Raw genomic sequence first — 18,266 nt, forward strand, 5'->3', positions numbered from 1 at the left:
GGCGGCTATGATGACTTCTAAAAGTTCTTGTCAAATCAAATATCAAACACCCTTTTCTCAGGCAGTGAAGCGGTTGAGCTTTGTTGCTATTCAAAAAAGCAAATCGCAACGTCAACGTGTCTTGCTGACAAGTGCGCTGAGCGCTTTGTTACTGGCAGGCTGTCAAAGCACACCAACCAATGATTTGATAAGTGGTACACCTTATCAAACCTCAACGCGACCCAGTGACAATCGTAATTTGGATCAGCAAGAAATTGCTCGCGTTCGGACGACACTTGCTGCACAATATATCCGCAAAAATGAGCTTGATGCGGCACAGCGTCAGCTCGAAAAAGCCTTGGCTGCCGATAGCCGTTATGCGCCAGCCTATGATATGATGGGCGTTTTGATGCAGCAAGAAGGTAGCCGCCTCAATCTTGAAAAAGCCGATCAGTATTTTAAAAAAGCCATTGCCTTTGATAAAGAGTTTTATCAAGCAAACAATAATTATGGCGTATATTTGTCACAAATGAAGCGTTACAAAGAGGCAGCAGCGCAGCTTGAGATTGCAGGCGCCGCGCTCGGCTACGAAGGTCGTATTGGGGCGTTAGAAAATTTAGGTCGTACCTATCTTCAACTGAACGACCATCCAGCAGCGGCTAAAGCTTTTTTACGTGCCTTAGACGGTAATCGTAATAGTATTATCGCGCATATTGAGTTGGTCGATTTACTACTCGAACAGCAGCGCGTGCAGCAAGCACAAGGGCTTTATGATGAGACGTTGATGCTGGTGCAAGGGCAGGCTATTAGTCCGCGCTTGCTGTTACAAGGTATCAAACTTGCCGCTGCGCAAAATAACATAGCAACGCGCCAGCAATTAGCACAGCAACTTTTATCCGCTTATCCGCTAAGCGATGAAGCAAAACAACTTAAGACTTGGCTTAATAATCCAGAGGCACCATGGAAATGACCAACCCATCATCGAACGCTCAATCTAACGCTCAGGGATCATTTGGTGCCATGTTGCAGCAAGCCCGCAAAACTAAGCAAGTCAGTTTAGAAGACGCGGCCGCTGAGTTGTTTATTTTAAAACGTCATTTGCAAGCATTAGAAAATGAAGATTTTACTGTTTTACCGCAAGCAGCATTTGCTCGTGGTTTTGCGATCAATTATGCCAAATTTTTGGGTCTAGACCCAGTCAGAATAGCGAGTAGCTTTGATGCCGCTTACCCTAATGAGCTAAAGTCACGTTCGCCCGGTAATATTCAATCGCCATTGCGTCCTATGGGTACATTGCAACGTGATACGCACAACCGTATTCGCTTTAATCCGCTACTTATTATTGCAGTTATCGGGGTGATTATTTTAGCGATTTTCCTATTCCGTATGGTCAGTAATGCGAGTAAGGAAAACACTGAACAGCCGGTATCGACGGGAGAGGATATCTCAGCGGTTGAACAAGCGCAAGGCGCCGCAATCAATACGGATTCTACAGGCGTTGGCGCTTCAGGTTCAGCGCTCAATTTAGGTGGCGATCCAAGTACAGCGCCTGCTACTTTAGATATTAAGCTAACTGCTGCTGCTGTTGTTAGTATCACAGATGCCTCTGGTAGTAGCTTGATCAATGGTTCTCAGACGGCTGGTGATTATCAACTATCAGGCATGCCACCATTTAATGTGCAGATTGATAATATTAATAATGTCAGCTTGATGCTTAATCAAAAAGCAGTCGCTTTAAATAACTATACATCTGGTAAGCAAGCCAACTTTGAGTTAGTACCTTAAAGTATTATCAGGTCGGCTTGTAAATGACTGGTTTTAAAAATAGTGGCTTAACAGTGGCTTAAAAGCAACTATTCAAAAACAATTGTTTGAAAACGATTATAATCACGTTCATTTTCCGTTCTTCTCGTTCCAATGAAAGGGTTTGTTTATGTCAACGTCAGCGCCTATTAACCGTCGTCTTACCAAGAAAATATATGTCGGTGATGTTGCGATCGGCGGCGATGCACCGATTAGCGTGCAAAGCATGACTAATACCGATACTTGTGATGTGGCAGCAACCGTTGCACAGATTGAGCGCTGCGTAGAAGCAGGCGCAGATTTGATGCGGGTTTCGACCCCGACGATGGATACGGTCAAAGCATTTGGTGAAATTCGCAAATTGGTCAGCGTACCATTGATTGCTGACGTGCATTTTGACCATAAAATTGCCTTAGCCGTTGCTGAAGCCGGTGCCGATTGTTTACGTATTAACCCTGGTAACATTGGTAGCGATGCCAAAGTACGCGAAGTCGTTGCTTGTGCTAAGCACTATAATATTCCCATTCGTATTGGCGTTAACGCTGGCTCTTTAGAAAAAGACATTCAGCGTAAGTATAAGGAGCCGAATGGCGCAGCGATGCTTGAATCAGCGATGCGTCATATCGATATATTAGAGCGTCTTAATTTTGATCAATATAAAGTATCGGTCAAAGCCAGTAATGTATTTTTGACCATGGATGCTTATCGTCTTATATCTGCACAGATTGATAACCCATTACATTTAGGCGTGACCGAAGCCGGTGTTTATCGTACCGGTTCGGTCAAATCTGCCATTGCGCTTGGTGGTTTATTATTAGATGGAATCGGTGATACTATCCGTATCTCATTGGCTGCAGAGCCGGAAGAAGAAATTAAAATTGGCTTTGATATCTTAAAGTCGCTGAATATTCGCTCTAACGGTGTTAATTTTATTGCTTGCCCAAGCTGTTCACGCCAAGAGTTTGACGTGATTAGGGTGATGACCGCGCTAGAATCACGTCTAGAAGATATTCGTGAACCGATGAATTTGTCAGTGATTGGCTGTAAAGTGAACGGTCCGGGCGAAGCCAAAGAAGCCGATATTGGTATCGTCGGTGCGGCACCAAAATCGCTGGTATACCGTATGGGTGAAAAAAGCCATCTGATTGATACAGATAATCTAGTCGATGAGATAGAGAGTATGGTACGTGCCCATGCAGAAGACTTAGCAAAAAAACGTGAAAATGAGATCATTCGCGTAAGGTAATTGATAATTTTGGTTTATAAGTGCAAATCATTTAAGTGCAAGTTAGCCGTTAAAACAACGCTCAATGAAGCGCAAAGATAATAATAACAACAATCACTGTTAAAAATTTTAAGGACACGACCGTACCATGATTAAAGCGATTAAAGGGTTTAATGATATTTTGCCTGAACAGTCTGCAAAATGGCTGCACTTAGAGTCGATATTGGCTGACGTGCTGGGCAGATACGGTTATGAGCATATTCGCTTACCTATCGTTGAGCAAACCGACTTATTTGCCCGTGCTATTGGCGGCGCAACTGATATCGTCGAAAAAGAGATGTATAGCTTTACTGATAAATCTGATCCGCCAACGCCATTAGCTTTACGTCCTGAAGGGACTGCAGGGGCGGTAAGGGCCGTCATCGAGCACAATCTATTACGCGGTGATACACCGAAACTTTGGTATATTGGCCCGATGTTCCGCTATGAGCGTCCACAAAAAGGCCGTTATCGTCAGTTTCATCAATTGGGTGTCGAGAGTTTTGGTAGTGCATTACCGGATGCGGATGCAGAACTGATTGCGATGACGCATCTGATGTGGCAAGCATTGGGTCTAAAAGATGAGATGCGCCTACAATTGAATAGTTTAGGCGAGATTGATGAGCGTCATGCTTATCGCGAAGCACTCGTAAACTATCTAACTGACAAACAAGAGCAGCTGGATGACGATAGTAAACGTCGTTTGACGACCAATCCGCTACGTATCCTAGATAGTAAAGAAGCCAGCACCCAAGCGCTATTGGTCAATGCACCAAAGCTTGCTGACTTTTTGGGTGAGGAAAGTGTGGCACATTTTGAGCAAGTTCAAACTTATTTGACTGAACTTGGTATTAATTTTGAGATTAATCCGCACTTAGTACGCGGTCTTGATTATTATAATAAAACAGTGTTTGAGTGGGTAACTGACAAGCTTGGTAGTCAAGCGACTGTCTGTGCTGGTGGTCGCTATGATGGTCTAGTCGGACAGCTAAAGTCTATAGATGTGCGTGATAGCAAAGAGAATAATAAAGAGAACAGCAAGCCAGTAAAATCTGAACCAGCGGTTGGCTTTGCGATGGGGCTTGAGCGTTTATTGTTACTGATTGAAGCTGTTGCACCGATTACTGATCTGCCAGCTTGCGATATTTTTGTGGTTGCCCATCCAGAGGTTTATAGTGCAGGTATTAATTATGCCCAAAACTTGCGTTACAGTCGTCCCGATTTGCGGGTAAAAATGGCAAGTGCGACAAGTCTGAAAGCACAAATGAAAAAAGCAGATAAGTCAGGCGCTGCATTGACCGTTATTATCGCTCAGCAAGAGCTTGATGATCACACCATTAGTATTAAAGATATGCAGACCGGTGAACAGCAGACTGCCGCGCAAGATTGGTTGTCGAATAAAGAGAATTTTTCTCGCCATTAATTTTTGCTCGCATTAATATAGTTAGCTAATTATTTGAGTTAACATGGCATTGTTTTTATATGCCAATGTGCTTAGCTTTAGCAATTTAATATAAATTTTATCAGGTAAAAGTATATGGCTCTGACCCCTAATTCGCCGAATACAGACAACTCAATGCAAGCGTTAAAGCAATATGGCAGCTATATTGTCACTGCGATTTTGTTAGCGTTAGCCGCCTATTTTGGCTGGACTTATTGGCAGAACAATCATGCGCGAGTAGATACAGTTGCGGCGGATCGCTACGCTGATATCCAGCGCTTGAACGAAGAAGTCAGCTTAGCGTCTCAAAATCCAGACCTAGAAGCTGAAGCAAAAGCGTCATTGGCTGAGAGTCGTACCCAGCTAGATAAAGACATTGATGCTTTGGTGAGTACACATGGACAATCTGTCTACGCTTGGCAGGCATTGATGATTAAAGCGCGTCAGCAAGTTGATAGTGATGATTTTGCTGCCGCAAATGAAACCTTTAAAAAAGCATTAGCGATTGATTTAGGAGATGCAGGCTTAGAGGCAATTACTCGTCTGCGCTATGCGACAACACTGTTAGCGGCAGGAGATGCAAAAGCGGCATTGACCGAGGCCAATAATGATATGCCAAGCTCGTTTGCAGCCAGCCAGCAAGAATTGCTAGGCGATATTTATCTAGCACAAGATAATAAAGACTCAGCGGTTAAATCTTACAATAATGCTTGGGAGTTGTTACGTGATCGCAAAGAAACACGTGCAGTATTAGCATTAAAAATGGAAAGTCTTGGTATAGTGCCAGAGCCTATCGATGAGCAAACGACTCTTATCCAAGAGTCTGCTACGCCGCCGCAACCAGTAGTGACTGAAGAAGCTGCAGAAAGTGCTGCAAATACTGGCGCATAATTGCTCAGCTCGAATCTGTTCACTAATATAGCAATACCTCAAACTGTTCTACAAACGAATTAGCGCAGTAAGTCAGTAGTATAGTATTAATAATCAGTACTTATTTAAGGTACATTGTTACTATTATTCGCCACGTGCTTGCTGATCGCTAATTTATTAATGATTAATTTATTTGTAGTGAGACCCTATAATGACTCTAGCTATTCGCTCTAACAAAACTATAAAAGCCAAGACTATGAAGTCGACGGCCATGCACGTAGCAGTAATTGCAGTGATGGCAACTGCGGTTGTCGGGTGTAATCGAGGTATTAAGCCAGTGGTTAATGACCCGGTAAAACTGGTACAAATTGCGCAACCGCTTAGTGTTTTGCAGCCTGTTTTTAGTACTGACGTCGGTAATAAAAACGTCAGTAAAAAAGATCCTCTCGATTTACAAGTTGGTTATGCTAACTCGCAAATCGTTACGGCATCACGCGGTGGTGACTTGATAGGTTTTGATAAGGCGGGTCAGCGTTTATGGTCAGTCAATATCGGCGAGCAAATCACAGGCGGTGTGGCATTAGATGCACTCAGCCAAACGGCTATTATTAGTACCCGTGGCGGTCAAGTGATGGCGTTTGACAGTGCAACTGGCGCAAAACGCTGGCAGCAACAGTTAACAGGTTCAGTGTTGACGCCAGCCCTCATTACCAATAACCGCGTTATCCTGTCGGCTAATGATGGTTTTTTACATGGCTTATCGCTACAGACCGGTCAGTCAGTCTGGCAGTTTGCGACTCAATTGCCTGCTATTAGTGTGCGTGGTAGTGCCGCACCGACTTTATTGGATGATAAGACTGCATTGTTGGCCACTGCTGATGGGCGTTTGCATGCCGTTACAGCGGATAATGGCTTGCCGCTCTGGTCAAGACGCGTTGGTGTTGGTGCAGGTAGCAGTGAAGTCGAGCGCATGAGCGATGTCGATGGAACGCCTACGGTAGACAACAATCAATTATTTGCCATCAGTTATAGTGGTCAGTTATTGGGCATTGACTTAGCCTCACGACAAGTGATGTTCGTCAATGAGCTTGCCAGTTTAAAAGCGCTTGCAGTAAACAATCAGCAAGTTATTGGCACCAGTTTAGATGGTAAAGTCGTCGCTTATAACCGCAGTAATGGTGAAGTCTTGTGGGAAAGTGAAGAGTTGGCCTATCGTCACTTAACCAATCCTGTGATGATCGGTAATTACATTGCAGTGGGTGATTTCGATGGGGTGGTGCATTTATTTGACCCAGCCAGCGGTAAGATCGTCAGCCGTGTACAGACCAAAGGGGCGTTGACCAATTTGCAAGTACAAGGTAGCCGCTTGATGACCCAAAGCACGTCAGGGCAAGTCGCTATTTGGCAGTTGGCACGCTAATACGGATTCTTAGCTGTCTATCTAATAAGTGTTTCTATAGCTCTTATTAAATATTCTGAGTGATAATAGACGTATGAAGAGCTTATGGTGAATAGATTAAACGCTGCATAGTCAGCGTTTAATGCCTTTTAAAATTGCTTGTTTACATATTGGCTTTCGCGTACGCTATGCGACCGATGCATTATCGGTGTTATCTCTATATAATAGCGATACGTAATACCTATATACGATACGTAGTACCTATAAATAGTACCTATAAATATTACATATATATGATTCAATTACTTGAACATCATTTATTCATTGTTAGATAGTAAGTATTTTTTACTATTATTTTATTTTTATCATTCATTTAAATTTACGGTCAGCTGCTGCTATTTACTACTTTTTATTACGATAAATTAGCGTTGTAAAAGAGATTTTATCTAAGTAGTCGCATTGTTCGTTATTGTGCCCTTCACTGAGAGTAACCCATGAGTATCAAGCCTGTGGTCGCCTTAATTGGTCGTCCAAACGTCGGTAAATCCACTTTATTTAACCAGTTCACTAAAAGTCGTCAAGCATTAGTTGCCGATTTGTCAGGGCTGACTCGTGACCGTCAATACGGTGATGCAAGCTACGAAGACAAAGCTTTTATTGTTGTTGATACCGGTGGTATTGGTGAAGCGGACGATGGCAGAGGCGATATTGATGATTATATGTCTGAGCAATCGTATACTGCCATTCATGAAGCCGACATTATTGTGTTTGTGGTCGACGCGCGTGCTGGGATGATTGGTGCTGATGCCGAAATTGGTAAGTTTTTACATACCCTTGGCAAGCCGGTTTATGTGGTTGCCAATAAAGTCGATGGCGTGCATGATTCAGCACCTGCTGAGTTTTATGCGTTAGGCTTAGGCGAACCTTATCCGATGGCGGCTAGTCACGGTCGCGGTGTCGGTAACCTGCTCGAAGTATTGACCGCTGATATGCCTAGTCAAGAAAATGTGGTTGAGCCACAAGGCTTGAAACTTGCCATTATCGGTCGTCCAAACGTTGGTAAATCGACGCTAGTTAACCGTTTGTTAGGTGAAGACCGCGTTGTCGTCTTTGACATGCCAGGTACCACTCGTGATAGTATCTATATCCCGTATACGCGTGAAGGCAAAGATTACGTATTGATTGACACGGCTGGCGTACGTCGCCGCGGTAAAATCGATGAAAAAGTTGAGAAATTCTCAGTTATTAAAACCTTGCAAGCAATTGAAGACTCTAACGTAACCGTTATTGTTATTGATGCTCATGAAGGCATCGTCGATCAAGATCTGCATATGATTGGTTATGCACTGGATGCTGGTCGTGCTTTAGTTGTGGCGATCAATAAGTGGGATGGTCTGACTGCCGATCAAAAAAACTATATTAAGATAGAAATGGATCGTCGTTTTAACTTTATTCCTTATGTCAAAATCCATCAAATATCAGCACTACACGGTACAGGCGTGGGTAATTTATATCCGTCTATCTTGCGCGCGTATCAATCGTCTATGTTTGAAGTATCGCCGAATCGTTTGACGCAAATTCTAGAAGATGCTGTCACTGCCAATCCACCGCCAACGGTCGCTGGTCGCCGTATCAAGTTACGCTATGCGCATATTGGTGGTCATAACCCACCTGTGATTGTGATTCATGGTAACCAAACGACGTCGCTACCGAAAAGCTATCAGCGTTATCTTGAAAACCAATTCCGTCAGGTATTTAAGCTTGAAGGTACGCCGCTCAATGTTATCTTTAAACAAAATGACAATCCATACGCCAATAAAAGCGACACGCCAACCAAAGCTAAAGCACAGCAGCTGCGTCAACGCGAACGTAATCGCGCGCAGAAATTTACTACCAAAGAGAAAAAACCGCGTTAATTTTACCAAACTACCATCGTCTTTATGTTCTTCTAGCAGATAAAGTACGTTCTATACAACTTTGTTATGATGACTATCCCAGTTATCATAATAAAATTGTGTTGAAGCCTCGCATCAAAAATTTGTATCAAAATCTTATGTTCTAATTATCATGCTTTTAAAATAGCTGTAATATAACCAAAAGTTGTCTTAACTCAGTTGAGTGATATGAACAACCGTCCATCTCAAACACTTCCTATGCTCATTTGGCAGTCTATCATGCAGACCATGATTTTGGCTGTATTGGCAGGTCTGCTATTATCTTTTGTGTATGGCTTCGTGCAGCATTATAAAGAGACACGTCAGCATATTCAGCAGCTCGCTACTTTACTGAGTATTAGTGCTTCGACGGAAAATGCGGATGATATTGTTAATGAGCAAGTACGTTTTTTATTAAAAGATGAGCTTGGTATTAAAAGTATCTTATTTTATACCACTTCTCAGCCTATTGTTGATGCCAATCAATTAAGCGGTGATTGGGAAAATGCTTTATTTGCCAATACTGTTAGCTTTAATTATCCCGTAATTGGCGATCATACCAATAATATTGCACCATCTATAGATATAGGTGATACAAATACCAACCAAACAAGCGCCCGCCAGCGACCCGCTATAAGCTTGCCAAACAATACGCTTGTCTCTGATATCTCTAATAAACTAAATACTGACAATGCCTTGGTTGGTCATATTAATATCACCTTAAATGTAGCAACACTGCGTGTAAATTGGATTAAAAATAATCTATTACTTTGGCTCATTACGACGATTTTGGCTATTATTTGGGCATTGTTTATTCTGCGTAAGCTGAACTGGCCGTCTAAAGATATTGCAGCGCTCACTGAAGTCTGTGATATGGTGATAAAAAATCTAGAACTTGATCAATTACCTATGATTCAGCAGCGTTTTGGTTTTCAAGAATTGGTGAAAATTAAGCAGGCTTTTATCACTCTATTCAATCGTTTACAAGTTTCTAAGCAAGACTATCAGGCGCTTGCTGTTTTTGAGCAACAATTGCATCACAAAGACTTGTCGCTTGATGTGCAGCTGCACAATTTTCAAAGTATGATTACCCATGAGCTAAAAACCTCACTGAATGCAATTGTCGGCGGCTTGCAGCTATTGGATGATGAGCATTTAAACCACGAGCAAAAAGACGCGGTTGATATCATTCGAAATGGTAGCGACAATTTGGTGTTGGCTCTGGATCAAATTATTCAGTTGAATCAGAGTCAAAAAGGTCAAATCAGTCTGCAGTCGCGTGAATTTAACCCGCTGCAAGTAATCGCTGACCTTTTGGCAGATTTTGAGCCAGCTACCAAGCAAAAAGGCTTAGCGTTAATTAGCCATATCCATCATACAGATTATACCCTTGAGGGCGATGTCGAAAAAATACAGCAGATATTATCGATACTCGTTAACAATGCGATTAAATTCACCCCAGCAGGACAGATTACTATTGCCTCCCAGTTGACCCACTTTGATAACAGTAATCGCTGGCAGATTAATATCAAAGATACCGGTATCGGCATTGACAACAACTTTATAGAAGATATTTTTAATCAATTCTTTCAGGTAGATTCTTCAAAAACTCGTCAATATGAGGGTACAGGTATTGGCTTGCCAGTAGTTAAGCAAATGGTTCAGCTCATGAGTGCAGGCATTAAAGTTGACAGTGAGCTAGGGGTGGGTACGGATTTTACACTTACCATTCCCATGTCTAACCAACGTCAACCTCGACAGCAGCAGCTACTGAGTGGATTGACAGTGGTATATTACTATTATCATGAGAAAGGATCTTTGGTGGATGAATTAGAGCATTTAGGCGCTTCTGTCATCTGCTATCAACATGAGCAGCTTGTTATTGATGAGATGAGGACAAAAAAAGTCAATATGCTCATGTTTGCAGAAGATGTATTCGCAAGAAAAGCAGAGTCATTAGCAAGCCGTATCCGTGCCTCTGAGACGGATTATCGTGCATTATTGGTATTTTGGTATCCACAGCAGCAAACACGACATTTAGACAGTTTTGAGTTTGGTTTAAAAGCAGCGGGTATAGATTATTGTGCGGTTGCCAATTATGAAGATAAAGCTCTGAGTGATTTATTAAAAAGCTGGCTAGCATGGTCGTAGTAATAGATATGAAACGTATATAAAAGCAGACATAAAAAAGACGCCCTATATAAAGGCGTCTTTTTTTAAATATTAAAATTATTGATAAAAGCGTTATTATTTAGAACTTGTTTTTTAAAGCCATGTTTTAAAGTTATGATTTAAAGCTATGTTTTAAACAATTGGTTAAAATAAATTTTGCATCCAGCGACTAAAACGTTGCCATGTACGGCTCATAAAACCTGATTGCTCTATATCGCTAGTCGCAATAATAGGCACAGATGCCACTGCTTTTCCGTCGATAACCGCCATCATTTTACCAATTTCTTGGCCTTTCTTGATAGGAGCTTCTAAGCTTTCAGGAATATTGACCACAGTCGTGATTTTATTCTTTTGGGTTTTACTGGTCAGAATTTGTAAGTTATCGCCAGTAGCAACCTCTATTTCATCTGACTCCCCAAACCATACGGGTACTTTACTGACAAACTGCCCAGCAGGTGCTTTGGTAACGGTTGTGAAATGACCAAAACCCCAATTAAGTAATTCACGTGACTGATCAGCACGTGCTTGCTGGCTTTTGGTACCCATGATGACAGAAATTAAGCGCATACCTTCACGGTTACTAGAAGCAACCAAGCAATAGCCTGCAGCGTCTGTATGTCCTGTCTTTAGACCATCAACCGTCGGATCAGTGGCAAGCAGGGCATTACGATTACCTTGAGTGATACCGTTATAGGTAAACTCTTTTTCTGCATAAATACCGTAGTAGTCGCCACTATTTTTGACAATAGCACGTGCCAATTTCGCCAAGTCTAAAGCGGAAGCTTGGTGACCTTCGTCAGGCATACCCGTAGAGTTAATAAAATTGGTGTTTTCCATACCAAGCTTTTGCGCTTGCTCATTCATCAAAATAGCAAATGATGCTTCGCTACCGGCGATATGTTCAGCCATAGCCATTGAGGCATCATTACCAGACTGAATGATAATACCGCGTAGCATATCGATGACACTCGCCGTTTTATTTACTGGCACGTACATGCATGATTGGCTGCTACTACCACGGCACCAAGCATTCGGGCTCATCAGTACTTGTTCGTCCTCTTTGAGGTCACCTGATGCTAAGCGCTGCTCAATGATGTAACTGGTCATCATTTTAGTCAAGGACGCTGGCGGTAGTGCTTGATTAGCATTTTTTTGTGCCAATATCTCGCCAGTATTATAATCCATTAATACATAGGCCGTATTTTCCATCTCTGGTGGCTGTATGGCTGCGTTCGCCATCATTGCACTCATAGAAATACTGACGCCCACTACCAGCTGTACCAACTGTTTTTTCACACGCTTTACTGTCATAGATTGTTACACCGCATCATAAAACCAAATGTATCTATCGCTTATGTCTGGTACTGAATCTCATATATAACTTAGATAAGCTAAGTCAAATCTAAGGTTTAAAATAGATTTTGGAGGGGAGCAGTGACGACTGAGCGATGGACATAAAATTAACGCCTTATCTTAGCAAAATGCCGACCGATGGGGAAACGATATATGCAATAAAATAAGACGTTATTGAAAATAGAGTAGCCAGATTTATAAAAATCACTCATAAAAAAGCTTGCTGCTATCCCTATTAGTTAACTAGGATAACAGCAAGCTTTTAGATCAAGTTACCTAAATGGCTAAGCTTATAAAGATATTTTTCCATAATGCTAATTAAGCATTTCGATACAGACGTTATAAGATATAAACGTTATAAATAGATAATGCCGCTGAGTTATTGTCGTTAATTATGGCGGATATTATCAGTTTTACTTTAGCACGCTCATTCGCAAGATTTTACTACTAATATTCAGCATCCGCTAAATCTTCGCATAAGGCTTTGTTTTCTTGCTTAGAGAAGCCCATCGTCCAGCTACGGATACCTTGTAATATCTGGCGGTAATCCTGCTGTGTAGACAGGTATTGGATAGCCGCTTTTGGATCTTCTAACGATGGCATCAACTCGTGAAGCTGGACGTTATAAGATTTATAAAAGCGTTGTTTTTGTTTGCCACTCAGCATCGACGGACATATCTCTGCCAGCACCTGCATAACTGCAATTTCGTGCTTAGTGATATTAACGCCGGATAAATCTAGAGGGATGGTAGTCGCAGAATTAGACGCGGCATTGGTCGCTTGAGACAGCATAGCAACAGACGTTATCAGTCCTGCGAGCCCAACTTTTGAGGCAGTCTTTGCTAGTATAGAAACTATAGATAATATCGATTGATTATTCATTCAGTATTACACTCGCTTATCTTTATTTAATGGTGCTATGTTAATGGGTAAAAAAACAAAAGTCACATAAAATATTGCTTTATGTGTAGATATATTGTGAGCCAAACAGCGTCTACAGCAACATATCAGTAGTATAAAGGGGTAAGTTACGTCAACATAAAAGTATAAGTTAATATTGTTGTAGGTTGTTGCCTACTGTAACCTCGCCAGAGGTTTTTACGCTAAAAAATGACGGTATTCGCAACGACAAAGTAAGCAATAAACTCGACTATCAAGCAAATTCTGCATAAAGACTGGGTTCGTGTCTATGGACTATTAGGGTATAATCGCCCAAAATATAGTCGTGTCTATCAAAATCTCAGACAGAAGTTCAGAATGTCTAATAAAGACTTAAGCAGATATTAAATCAGGGATTTAAGAAAATATAAGCACTAGCTTTAATCAAAAGTATAAAAAATCAGCGCGCACAAAAATCCAATAGAGTAGGTTGATTATAGCAATTTTGCGATAACAAAGCAGATAAGTAGACAGATGGTCATTTATAAATTTATTGAGTAAAAATGAAATTTTTAATTAGTAATGATGATGGGGTTCATGCCCCAGGGTTACTGGCACTATATCAGGCATTATCCAGTATTGGTGAGGTCATGGTAGTCGCGCCAAATAATGAACAAAGTGGCTGCGCGAGCTCATTGAGTATCACCACGCCTTTATATACTCATCAGTTAGATTCTGGCTTCATTGCCGTCAATGGTACGCCTGCTGATTGTATTTATATGGCCTTACATGAGTTGTATCGCCATACACGCTTTGATTGTGTGATTACTGGTATCAATTCAGGTGCTAATCTTGGTCAGGATGTTTTATTTTCTGGCACCTTTGGGGCAGCATTGACCGCACAGCTTTTTGGCATACCAGCCATCGCGACCTCCCTAGTGGGCGGCGGGGTAAAAGGTGACGGGCAAGAGCAAGCCAGTCATTATCAAATGGCAGCAGATGAGATTGTTAAACTATTGGTAGATACGCCAATATTGGATATGTGTAAAAATTTGCCCTATCACGTATTAAACGTTAATATTCCTGATGTTGGTAGTGTTGATGACATCAAAGGTCGCAAGATAACCTCCTTAGGTCACAGTCAGATTGCACGTCCTGTACACAATATGGTCGACCCACGTGGACGAGATGCTTATTGGTTATCTCTACGTAAATGTCAGAATGAGCAGTCAGCAGAAACAGAAGACGTTCAGTCATCTGCAATAAACTTGACAGACGAGCAAGCGGTTGCCGCAGGTTATATTAGTCTGTCACCAGTACGATTACCTCATACGCCAATCGCCGCACTCGATACGCTCTCAACGCTAGTGCTGTAAACTAAATCGAATATTGACGATGGTAGCTAAACACCTAACGATATAACAATTAGCAAAATGCTTGTGAGTAACACAAGGAGTTTGTGAGTAACATAAAGAATAGGAAATCTTATATGAAGAAGCTTATTGCTGGATCGCGCTTTGCAACGTTGGCATTGATGGGCACTATGACGGTCGCTGCAGTCACTATGGTGGGCTGTGCAACCAAGCCTACTTACCAATCAGCCAACCAAGCTGGGCCTAAAATTATTACCAATGGTCAAGGTGTGCCTAACTATCATCGTGTACAGCGCGGCGATACGGTCAGTCAAATTGCCGAGCGCTATCGTATTAGTTACCGTCAAATCGGGGCACTCAATCGTTTAGACAGTAAATATACGATTTATAGTGGTCAATGGCTCAAATTGTGGCAAGGTGAGCCTGCAGGTGCTACTAATAACAATCGCTACAATGCCTCGAACAACACCTCTGCGCCTGCACAACCAACCTACACGCCGCCAGTGACAAGTACACCCAATTATTCGCAAAACCCCGTTTATGAAGTCACTGCCAATGCAACCTCTGGTTATGAATATCCGACTCGCAACCAAATAACTCGTAACTTTGATGCAGCCGCTGGCAATATGGGTATGTGGTTCGCTGGCACAGTGGGCGATCCGGTACTTGCCAGTCAATCAGGTACGGTGCTTTACTCCGGTAATGGTCTGCCAGAATACGGCGAGCTTATTATGATTCGTCATAGTGATAACTATATCACCGCCTACGCCCATAACAGCCAGTTGCTTGTTAAAGAAGGCGATAGCGTCCAACGAGGTCAGCGTATTGCAAATATGGGTAACAGTGGTCAAACCAATCAAGTAGGCTTAGAATTTCAAGTGCGCTTAAATGGCAATCCTATCGATCCGCGTGCAGTGCTAGGGCGTTAAATTCAGGATATTAAATTTAATGCAACTTGTTTCGTTACTTGGCTATTGAGTGGTTTTACTTATAAATTTTGCTTACAGGCTTTACTTAAGCCACTTCATTAAATGGATTTAACTAAGCCAACTTACTTATTGATACTTGAGACTTATTATGCAACTAAAAAAACAATACCTGACCCTTTTTCCAGCCTTGGTTATGGTCGGCTGTACCAGTCAGCAGGCGATGCAGCAGCCTAATAAGCCGGTTCGTCAAGGGAATGTCCAAATTACCCAGACGCAAACCATTCAGGTGAAGCCGACGCCAGTGCCAGTCATCAAACCGACGCCAGTTGCAAAGCCGAGCTATAATAGCTTTTCTGACTGGAAGTCTGACTTCTCTATGCGCGCGATTTCATCAGGCCATGATGCTTCAACGGTTCGCCGTCTGCTTGATTCTGCTTACTTAAATCAGCAAGTTATCTCGCTTGACTCAGGACAGCCAGAATTCTCTAAAATGCCATGGGAATATGTTGATTCTGCCGTATCAGATGGCCGCGTGAGTACGGGTAAGCGTAAGTTTGCTGAGCAGCGCTCATTCTTATCACAGTTAGAATCACAATATGGTGTCAATGCAGAAATCATCGCTGCTATTTGGGGTATGGAATCGTCATATGGCGTCGTGACTGGTAATAGCAGTATACCAAGCTCGCTTGCAAGCCTTGCCTATGACGGTCGCCGCCAAGAGTTTGCTGAAACTCAGTTACTATCGTTAGCGACGCTATTGCAGCGCGGCGATGTGTCTTGGTCACAGCTTGATGGCTCTTGGGCAGGCGGCATGGGACAGACGCAGTTTATCCCTGATACGTGGCTTAAGCATGGCGTAGATGGCGATGGTAATGGACATCGTAACCCATGGGCAACGGGTGATGCTTTGGCTTCGACGGCCAATTATCTGAGCAATTCAGGTTGGGTACGTGGTTTAGCACCTTTTTATGAAGCAACTATTCCGTCGTCATTTGATTATTCGACCGTTGGTACCAAGCAAACGGCTGCTAGATGGGCAGCCATGGGCGTTGATACCATAGCCGATGTGTCTTTAAATGGTAATACTCACATGGAGCTATGGCTGCCGGCTGGTAAAGACGGTCCAGTGCTACTGCTAAGCCCAAACTTTGATGTAATCAAAGTCTATAACAATTCATCAAGCTATGCGCTAGGTGTCAGCTTATTGGGTAAAGCACTGGTCGGACAAGGTGGATTGCAAAAGTCATGGCCGCGTTATGAGCGTCCGTTATCAACGTCGCAAGTACGTAATTTACAGCAGCGTTTGACCAGCTCAGGCTATGATACGAAAGGCTCTGATGGTATCGTTGGTACCAATACTCGCAATGCGTTTCAGCGCTGGCAAGCAGCCAACGGTCAGACCCCAGATGGCTTTATCACTCAACGTAGTGCGTCTTCATTAGCGTCATGGTGAGACAGATTGAAATCACTGTTTTTGGATAATCGTTGTTTTCAACGGTTGTTTTCAACGGTTGTTTTTGAATAATGGTTATGAATAAGGGCTATTCTAGATAGTCTGAGGTTAATCGTTCACAATATAAGCTAGCCTGTAACATGATAAGAAAAAAGTCCTCAGACAAACGAGTTCAATATTGGCGCTCGTTTCGTTTGAGGACTTTTTTTAATAAGTTAAAGTGAAAGTGCTACTTCAATCATACTGTTTGAAGCGCTAGCGATTTTCATCGGGACGCTTAATACTGTCTGGACTTGCTGCATAAACGGCATCAAGTTCTGTTTCTGTCAGATATTTCTCCACCGTAGGGTACAACTCTCGTTCTTCGAAACGAATATGGTCGTATAATAGAGCGCCCAATTCTTGAACTTGCACAGCGGTTATAGTCTTACTAACAGTTTTTTGTGATTGCTCAACTTCATCCATCAGTTTATATAACTGCTTATGCTGACCATCAAGCGTATCAAGTACTGAGGCAACGTCAGAGTGCGAGGCGCGGTAAGGCTCTAAAGCATGAGCGATTATGTTGTCTTCAATCTGAAAGTGATGTTGCATATCGCTGATGTAAGAGGTGAGATTATCCCAGTGTTTGGCAACTTCTTCAGGCTCATCACTGCATTCTTTAGCATGGCGAGACAGGTTAAGCCCAAGATGATGCTGGCGTGATAGTGGCTGTAATTGATTGGCGCGCTTCATAATACAATACCTTAATGATTCGAGAAATCATGATTTGTCAATTATTTGGAGGGATGCTATATGTTCAACTATCTACTAATCCTGCACTTACTCGGCGCAGCAATTTGGACAGGTGGTCATTTAATCTTAGCATTAGTGATACTGCCTAAAGTGCTATCTTCACGTAATTTAGACGCGTTGTTACAATTTGAGCAGCAGTTTGAAAAGATTGGGATGCCAGCTTTAGCTATCCAAATTATTACGGGCTTATGGATGGCTCATAATATCTTGCCTAATGTGAGCGCTTGGTTTGCTTTTGATAACGATATTAGCATCTTGATTGGTATAAAGTTAATACTCTTATTGATGACGGCTACTGTCGCTATGCATGCGCGTTTTTGGGTGATACCACGTTTATCAGCAGACAATTTAAATGGATTTGCTGTTAATATTGTTTTAGTGACGTTGTTATCAGTCACGTTTGTAGTGATCGGTACGTTATTCCGTACAGGTTTTTGATGGCTTCAGTGAGTTATTTAAATAAAATGATAAGCACAGAAAATTAGATATACAAATAATTGAGGTAAAACGTACTTAAACTTAACGGTGTAAATGCGTTTTATGTTTAAGACAGAATATGGCGCAGCGGATGAAACTCTAATCTTTGACCATGAGATATTACCCCATCCCAAGTATGTCATGT

At 42.2% G+C, this 18,266-nt stretch carries 15 protein-coding genes; 12 read left to right on the plus strand and 3 right to left on the minus strand.

Translation table 11 applies throughout. The features are described from left to right. The first annotated feature begins 7 nt into the window (after window positions 1-7). From pilW to WAZ74_RS04495, 8 genes are all read left to right on the plus strand, one after another. Complete coding sequence (pilW, locus tag WAZ74_RS04460; RefSeq protein ID WP_422306209.1) at window positions 8-949, plus strand: type IV pilus biogenesis/stability protein PilW; 942 nt, start codon at window positions 8-10, stop codon at window positions 947-949. Then, window positions 946-1,764 carry a helix-turn-helix domain-containing protein gene (locus WAZ74_RS04465; protein ID WP_422306428.1) on the plus strand — a complete coding sequence of 273 codons (819 nt, stop codon included), beginning with the start codon at window positions 946-948 and terminating at the stop codon, window positions 1,762-1,764. Before pilW ends, WAZ74_RS04465 begins: the two co-directional genes overlap by 4 nt. 148 nt (window positions 1,765-1,912) lie before the next feature. Then, a complete protein-coding gene (gene ispG / locus WAZ74_RS04470; RefSeq protein ID WP_422306211.1) occupies window positions 1,913-3,028 on the plus strand; it encodes a flavodoxin-dependent (E)-4-hydroxy-3-methylbut-2-enyl-diphosphate synthase in 1,116 nt (371 codons plus the stop codon). A gap of 127 nt (window positions 3,029-3,155) precedes the next feature. Then, entirely contained in the window at window positions 3,156-4,469 is a 1,314-nt protein-coding gene (gene hisS, locus WAZ74_RS04475; protein ID WP_422306213.1) for a histidine--tRNA ligase, read from the plus strand. Window positions 4,470-4,583: 114 nt separating this feature from the next. Next, complete coding sequence (locus WAZ74_RS04480; protein ID WP_422306215.1) at window positions 4,584-5,378, plus strand: YfgM family protein; 795 nt, start codon at window positions 4,584-4,586, stop codon at window positions 5,376-5,378. Window positions 5,379-5,568: 190 nt separating this feature from the next. Continuing rightward, window positions 5,569-6,777 (plus strand): outer membrane protein assembly factor BamB, encoded by a 1,209-nt coding sequence (gene bamB, locus WAZ74_RS04485; protein WP_422306217.1) that lies wholly within the window; start codon window positions 5,569-5,571, stop codon window positions 6,775-6,777. Between the two features lie 473 nt (window positions 6,778-7,250). Then, a complete protein-coding gene (gene der / locus WAZ74_RS04490; RefSeq protein ID WP_422306219.1) occupies window positions 7,251-8,672 on the plus strand; it encodes a ribosome biogenesis GTPase Der in 1,422 nt (473 codons plus the stop codon). 207 nt (window positions 8,673-8,879) lie between these two features. Further along, the gene (locus tag WAZ74_RS04495; protein WP_422306222.1) at window positions 8,880-10,841 is read left to right on the plus strand and encodes a sensor histidine kinase; all 1,962 of its coding nucleotides are present in this window, start codon (window positions 8,880-8,882) and stop codon (window positions 10,839-10,841) included. 165 nt (window positions 10,842-11,006) lie between these two features. Here WAZ74_RS04495 and WAZ74_RS04500 read toward each other — a convergent pair whose 3' ends face one another. Then, a complete protein-coding gene (locus tag WAZ74_RS04500) occupies window positions 11,007-12,173 on the minus strand; it encodes a D-alanyl-D-alanine carboxypeptidase family protein (protein WP_422306224.1) in 1,167 nt (388 codons plus the stop codon). Window positions 12,174-12,662: 489 nt separating this feature from the next. Further along, window positions 12,663-13,097: an MCR_0457 family protein gene (locus WAZ74_RS04505; RefSeq protein ID WP_422306226.1), complete on the minus strand. Its 435-nt coding sequence runs from the start codon at window positions 13,095-13,097 to the stop codon at window positions 12,663-12,665. A 560-nt stretch (window positions 13,098-13,657) separates the two neighbouring features. Between WAZ74_RS04505 and surE the strand changes: the two genes are divergently transcribed. From surE to WAZ74_RS04520, 3 genes are all read left to right on the plus strand, one after another. Continuing rightward, the gene (gene surE / locus WAZ74_RS04510; RefSeq protein ID WP_422306228.1) at window positions 13,658-14,470 is read left to right on the plus strand and encodes a 5'/3'-nucleotidase SurE; all 813 of its coding nucleotides are present in this window, start codon (window positions 13,658-13,660) and stop codon (window positions 14,468-14,470) included. A gap of 113 nt (window positions 14,471-14,583) precedes the next feature. Continuing rightward, on the plus strand, window positions 14,584-15,396 hold the full coding sequence (locus tag WAZ74_RS04515) for a LysM peptidoglycan-binding domain-containing M23 family metallopeptidase (RefSeq protein ID WP_422306230.1): 813 nt from the start codon (window positions 14,584-14,586) through the stop codon (window positions 15,394-15,396). Between the two features lie 148 nt (window positions 15,397-15,544). Then, complete coding sequence (locus WAZ74_RS04520) at window positions 15,545-16,849, plus strand: lytic murein transglycosylase (protein ID WP_422306232.1); 1,305 nt, start codon at window positions 15,545-15,547, stop codon at window positions 16,847-16,849. Between the two features lie 255 nt (window positions 16,850-17,104). Here the strand turns inward: WAZ74_RS04520 and WAZ74_RS04525 are convergent, their stop codons facing one another. Beyond that, window positions 17,105-17,584, minus strand: a complete 480-nt coding sequence (locus tag WAZ74_RS04525; protein WP_422306234.1) for a hemerythrin domain-containing protein — start codon at window positions 17,582-17,584, stop codon at window positions 17,105-17,107. A 60-nt stretch (window positions 17,585-17,644) separates the two neighbouring features. On the opposite strand from WAZ74_RS04525, the gene WAZ74_RS04530 reads away from it, so the two are divergent. Beyond that, window positions 17,645-18,082: a CopD family protein gene (locus tag WAZ74_RS04530; RefSeq protein WP_422306236.1), complete on the plus strand. Its 438-nt coding sequence runs from the start codon at window positions 17,645-17,647 to the stop codon at window positions 18,080-18,082. Window positions 18,083-18,266: the final 184 nt, after the last annotated feature.

The organism is Psychrobacter sp., assembly GCF_049295055.1.
In the GTDB taxonomy this organism is placed as follows: domain Bacteria; phylum Pseudomonadota; class Gammaproteobacteria; order Pseudomonadales; family Moraxellaceae; genus Psychrobacter.